The organism is Citrobacter sp. wls718 (assembly GCF_005280945.1).
GTDB classification, from domain to species: Bacteria; Pseudomonadota; Gammaproteobacteria; order Enterobacterales; family Enterobacteriaceae; genus Citrobacter; species Citrobacter gillenii.
In genome coordinates this window covers 210566-216901 of record NZ_SZWV01000068.1, presented here as the reverse complement: position 1 = coordinate 216901, position 6336 = coordinate 210566, and the positions used below count along the sequence as shown (strand labels likewise).

Here is a 6336-nt window from a genome sequence, read left to right as displayed (position 1 = left end):
ACCTCAGCTGCCAGCACGGCATCGGGGATCTTAGTTTTCATAGTGGCTCACTCTGCTGCTCACAATAAATAAAGAAACGCTGTATAGATACTTATATATCGATATTATCGTTATACAGACTGATAAATAGTGAATTTGCGTAAAGACAGAGATAAATACTGACTTTCATTCGAAGGTAGTATTACCACTAATGAGGTAAGGGTTATTGTTCGACGTCAAGCAGGCATAAAAAAAGCGCCCGCAGGCGCTTTTTTAGCAGGGAAAGCTAACTTATCCGATGTATTCCAGGCCATTCATATACGGACGGAGTACTTCCGGAACCTGAATGCGGCCATCGGCCTGCTGGTAGTTTTCCATTACGGCAACCAGCGTACGACCAACCGCCAGACCAGAACCGTTCAGCGTATGCACCAAACGGGTCTTCTTGTCGGACTTGCTGCGGCAACGTGCCTGCATGCGACGCGCCTGGAAATCCCACACGTTGGAGCAGGAAGAGATTTCACGGTAGGTATTTTGCGCCGGGATCCACACTTCCAGATCGTAGGTTTTGCATGCGCCGAAGCCCATGTCACCAGTACACAGAATGATCTTACGGTACGGCAGACCCAGCAACTGAAGGACTTTCTCGGCATGACCGGTCATTTCCTCCAGCGCGTCCATCGAATCTTCAGGACGAACGATCTGCACCATCTCAACTTTATCGAACTGGTGCATACGGATCAGACCACGGGTGTCACGACCATAAGATCCCGCTTCTGAACGGAAGCATGGGGTATGCGCAGTCATTTTGATTGGCAGCGCATCTTCGTCAATGATCTCATCGCGCACCAGGTTGGTCAGCGGAACTTCTGCCGTTGGGATCAGCGCATAGTTGCTGCTGTCGGCTTCTTCGTCCAGCGGACGGGTATGGAACAGATCGCCGGCAAATTTCGGCAACTGACCCGTACCGTACAGCGTGTCATGGTTAACCAGATACGGAACGTAGTTTTCACTGTAGCCATGCTGTTCAGTATGCAGATCCAGCATGAACTGGGACAGCGCACGGTGCATACGCGCAATCTGCCCTTTCATGACCACGAAACGCGAGCCGGTCAGCTTAACAGCGGCGGCAAAATCGAGCCCCGCGTGCATTTCGCCCAGCGTAACGTGATCGCGAACGTCAAAATCAAACTCACGCGGCGTGCCCCAGCGGCTGACTTCGATGTTGTCATTTTCATCTTTACCGACCGGGACTTCGTCCGCTGGCAGGTTAGGAATGGTCAGCGCAATATCGCGAATCTCAGCCTGCAAGGTATCAAGTTCAGCTTTCGCGGCATCCAGCTCTTCGCCCAGTTTGTTCACTTCCAGACGTAAAGACTCGATATCTTCCCCGCGCGCTTTTGCCTGGCCAATGGATTTCGATCGAGAGTTACGCTCTGCCTGCAGATTTTCAGTTTGTACCTGCAGAACTTTACGACGCTCTTCAAGAGCGCGCAGCTTATCTACGTCCAGCTTAAAGCCCCGGCTTGCCAGTTTTTCAGCGACTGCGTCTGGCTCATTACGCAGCAGATTGGGATCGAGCATGCTTATCCTGTGCTTATCGAATTAAAATGGGAGAAAGTGACCACAGCCTGCAGTCACAGGGATACATTGCCAACATTACCGCAACGATCGCGCTAACGGTAGCGTTTTATAGGGCTATTTTGATCCTGTCCGGCAAGCCAGGCGAGCTTTTCGCCAATCTTACCCTCAAGACCTCTGTTTGTCGGGCGATAATAGCGTGTTTGTGCCAGTTCCTGCGGGAAGTACTCTTCGCCGGCAGCATACGCATTCGGCTCGTCGTGCGCGTAGCGATATTCCTGGCCGTAGCCCATTTCTTTCATTAACTTCGTCGGCGCATTACGCAGATGCACGGGTACGTCGTAATCCGGACGATCGCGTGCATCTGCCAACGCCGCTTTATAGGCGGTATACACCGCGTTACTCTTCGGCGCGCAGGCCAAATAAACAATCGCCTGGGCAATCGCCCGCTCACCTTCCGCAGGTCCAACGCGAGTGAAACAATCCCATGCCGAAATCGCCACCTGCATGGCTCGGGGATCGGCATTACCCACGTCTTCAGAAGCGATCGCCAGACAGCGGCGTGCAACATACAGCGGATCGCCCCCTGCAGTAATGATGCGTGCGTACCAGTAGAGGGCCGCATCCGGCGCGCTTCCGCGTACTGATTTATGTAATGCCGAGATAAGATCGTAAAAACGATCGCCTTTATTATCAAAGCGTGCGCTACGCTCTCCGGCAATCTCTGTCAGCAATGTGGGTTGTAAAACGCGTTTTCCGCTGACGTCGACTTCCGCCATATCGGCCATCATTTCCAGCGTATTTAGTGCCCGACGCGCATCGCCATTCACCAGCTCGGCAATGGCCCGACGGGTTTCATTCGGCAGAACAATATCCTGGCCGCCGTAGCCTCGCGCTTTGTCCGCCATCGCCTGATCCAGTACCTGCTCGATATCGTCGGTAGTGAGCGATTTAAGCAGATAGACGCGCGCACGCGACAGTAATGCCGAGTTCAGTTCAAACGAGGGGTTTTCAGTCGTGGCGCCTATAAACGTAATGGTGCCATCTTCAATATGCGGGAGAAAGGCGTCCTGCTGACTTTTATTAAAGCGGTGGACTTCATCCACAAACAATATAGTGCGCCGACCGGCGTTACGATTCTGACGCGCACGTTCAATCGCTTCACGAATTTCTTTCACACCCGAGGTGACGGCCGAAATGCGTTCAACGTCTGCGTTCGCGTAGCGGGCGATCACTTCAGCAAGAGTCGTTTTACCCGTGCCAGGAGGACCCCATAAGATCATGGAGTGCAGGTGCCCGGCCTCGATGGCGCGTGGCAAGGGCTTACCTGCAGCCAGCAAATGCTGCTGGCCGATATACTGCGCTAAATTTTCTGGCCGCATACGCGCGGCCAGCGGCTGAAAGGTATTATCAGAAAAATCGAGCGACAGATTACCCACTCACACGCCTCTACTTACGTTGATCGTCTACCGTGACACCCTGCGGAGGGGTAAAGGTGAATTTGGATGGTTCGATTGCGCCATTCTGCTGAGATTTCAGCTGATAGCTACTGCGCTGATCGTCCTGCTCGACGGCGCTAAACTGATGGATAGTGCCGTCGCGTCCCACATTGATGGTGAACTGCTTCAGATTGCCGCTGCTGGTTTTCGGAGTCAACACGAAGTCATCACCGTTTTGCTTGATGTTGTACTGCTGCCAGTCGCTGGACTGGTTGCGCGCAATCAGCATAAACGGCGTATTACCCGTGGCATCTTTCAGCCAGGTTGCCGTGGCCTGTTCGACAAACGGATTAAAGAACCACAGCGTTTTACCGTCGGAGACCAGAATGCTTTCATCAGGCTGTGTCATATGCCAGTTAAACAGGTTCGGACGTTTAACCCACAGGTCACCCTGACCTTCCTGTACCGCTGCGCCGCTACCATCAGTCACCTTCTGAGTAAAGCTGGCATGGAAGCTACTGACTTTATCCAGACGGCTTTTCAGGTCACTGGCGGCGTCAGCCCAGACGCTGCTCACCACAAAGCTCGACAGTAATGCACAGGTGATTGCGATCTTTTTCATCGTTATTCCTCAAAATTCGTCACTCCCGACGGGGAGATCCCTCTGCTATCCATTCCAGGCCAAAAATCAGCATGAGGAAAGTAGAAAATACTGAATTACTTAACTTTGCAATCAATCGAAGGGCGGCGGCGCCAGCACTTCACGATTACCATTATGCCCTTGCTCACTGACAATCCCCTGCGCTTCCATCTGCTCGATGATACGTGCCGCGCGGTTGTAACCGATGCGGAACTGACGCTGGACGCCGGAGATGGAGGCTTTGCGTTTTTGGGTAACAAAATTCACCGCCTGATCAAACAGCGGATCCAGTTCTTCCCCATTGTCAAAACCACCGCCGCCGCCTTCGCTTTCGCTATCAGAAGTGATGCCCTCAACGTATTGCGGACGGCCGCGCGCTTTCCAGTCTTGAACAACGGCATGAACTTCTTCATCACGCACAAAGGCACCGTGTACACGCACCGGAATTGTCGAGTTTGGTGCGGAATAAAGCATATCCCCCATCCCTAACAGGGATTCAGCACCTGACTGATCAAGGATGGTACGCGAATCAATTTTACTCGACACGGTAAAGGCAATACGGGTCGGGATGTTGGCTTTGATAAGCCCGGTAATCACATCAACCGACGGACGCTGGGTCGCCAGCACCAGGTGGATCCCCGCCGCACGCGCTTTTTGCGCCAAACGAGCGATCAGTTCTTCCACTTTTTTACCGACGGTCATCATCAGGTCAGCAAATTCATCAACCAGGACAACGATATAAGGCTCTTTTTTCAGCACCGGATGGGTAACATCCATGCTATCGCCCGGTTTCCAGTACGGGTCCGGGATCGGGCGCCCCATACGATCCGCTTCTGCGATCTTCTCGTTGTAACCCGCCAGATTACGCACGCCCAGCGCTGACATCAGTTTGTAGCGGCGTTCCATTTCATTGACGCTCCAGCGCAACGCGTTGGCAGCATCCTTCATATCTGTAACCACTTCCGTCAACAGATGCGGAATGCCCTCATAAACCGACAACTCGAGCATTTTTGGGTCGATCATAATGAATCGCACATCTTCCGGCTGTGCCTTATACAGCATGCTGAGGATCATAGCATTGACCCCAACAGACTTACCGGAACCCGTGGTACCCGCCACCAGCAGATGCGGCATCTTCGCCAAATCAGCCGTAACCGGTTCGCCGGCAATATCTTTACCGAGCACTACGGTCAGCGGAGAAGGATTATCACGGAATTTCGCGTTATCCAGCACTTCGCGCAGGTAGACGGTCTGCCGTTTTTTGTTCGGTAATTCCAACCCAACATAAGGTTTACCTGGAATAACCTCCACCACACGAACCGCAGCGGTTGACAGTGAACGCGCCAGGTCTCGGGAGAGGTTAGAAATCCGTGCAGCCTTAACACCCGGAGCCAAATTCAGTTCAAAACGGGTTATCACCGGGCCCGGTGAATAGTTCACCACATCAGCCTTAATACGGAAATCTGCTAAGCGTGCTTCCACCAGTCGCGCCATTTGCTCCAGCGCGAAGGTGTCCACCGGCTCAACTTCACTCGGTGGCGGGGTGAGCAGATCCAGCGATGGCAGCAGCGTGGTTGGACGCTGAACAGGACGGCTGTCGCCATTGCGCATCAATAATGGATGGATCAGGCTATCCTGCGGCTGCGGTGTAACAGGCTGTGACGGTTGCTGATAATGCTGCTGCGGCGCAACAGGTTGTGGCGCCTGCTGATAATGCTGCTGCGGTGCAACAGGCTGTGGCGGCTGCTGATAATGCTGCTGCGGCACAGGCTCCGGTTCAGGCATAACGCTTGGGGTAAACAGCGGCTCATGCGGGCCATCATCCACCAGTGCTTTCATCGGCGAGAAAGCAAAGTCATCTAACGAGAACGGATTAGCGCCCGCAGGCTGTTCGCCGGAATAGCGCTGCTGCTGGGAAGAGGCAAACTGACGGGCCAACTCCGCTTCTGCTGCGGACTCTTCGTCCTCAATCTGATGCGTATTGTCCTGATACTCTTCACCATAACGATGCTGCTGCGACTGGGCGAACTGACGCGCCAGCTCATCCTGTTGCATCGCTTCAATTTCATCGTCGGTATAATCCGTATCAAGCTGCTCTTCTCGCGCTTTCTCTTCGGCCATACGTTGCGACGGTAGTTTGATACCATATGAAGCCAGCTCACGACGCGTTGGCACACGGACGCGATTTGGACGCGGCAACTGCGGACCAATGCCTTCTTTCACCTGTGGACGCGGCGCACCGCTACCCGCCAGACTAAACACAGGTGCAGCAACAGCAGCGGCCCCAGCGCCCATTGCGGCGTTTTTCACTCCGGCAGCCAGCGGCGCGACGGCCGCGACGGATTCAACCGGCGGTATAGATGCGGCAGTTGGCATTGATGGCATTGACGGTTTAATTCGCTCAGGTTCCTGCAGTGGTTCAGGAATGGGCTGATACCAGGCCGCGAGCTGTTCACGCTCACGCGCGCGCTTTTCTTCCACCTCTTCAAAGTAATAGAGTGGCGGACGCGCCGGTTTCGTCTCTTCCACAACCGGTTCAGGCTCGACAACCGGCGGTTGCTCAACAACAGGCTCCTGCACGAAAGCTGGCGGCTGCTGATACGCAGGCTGCTGGAATGTGGATTCCTGCTGGTAAGCCGGCTGCGGGTGATAAACAGGATCCGGTGAAGGAACCGGCTGCTGTACCGGCTGTTGCTG

4 protein-coding genes are annotated in these 6336 nt (G+C 54.0%); all 4 read right to left on the bottom strand.

From position 1 onward, the window contains the following. Positions 1-270 precede the first annotated feature (270 nt). On the bottom strand, positions 271-1563 hold the full coding sequence (gene serS / locus FDW95_RS13690; RefSeq protein ID WP_096757692.1) for a serine--tRNA ligase: 1293 nt from the start codon (positions 1561-1563) through the stop codon (positions 271-273). Positions 1564-1655: 92 nt separating this feature from the next. Then, positions 1656-2999 (bottom strand): replication-associated recombination protein RarA, encoded by a 1344-nt coding sequence (gene rarA, locus FDW95_RS13685; RefSeq protein WP_115258948.1) that lies wholly within the window; start codon positions 2997-2999, stop codon positions 1656-1658. Positions 3000-3009: 10 nt separating this feature from the next. Beyond that, positions 3010-3621 carry an outer membrane lipoprotein chaperone LolA gene (gene lolA / locus FDW95_RS13680; RefSeq protein WP_096757694.1) on the bottom strand — a complete coding sequence of 204 codons (612 nt, stop codon included), beginning with the start codon at positions 3619-3621 and terminating at the stop codon, positions 3010-3012. Between the two features lie 111 nt (positions 3622-3732). Then, on the bottom strand, positions 3733-6336 hold a 2604-nt coding region (locus tag FDW95_RS13675; protein ID WP_249359090.1), incomplete at its 5' end, for a DNA translocase FtsK.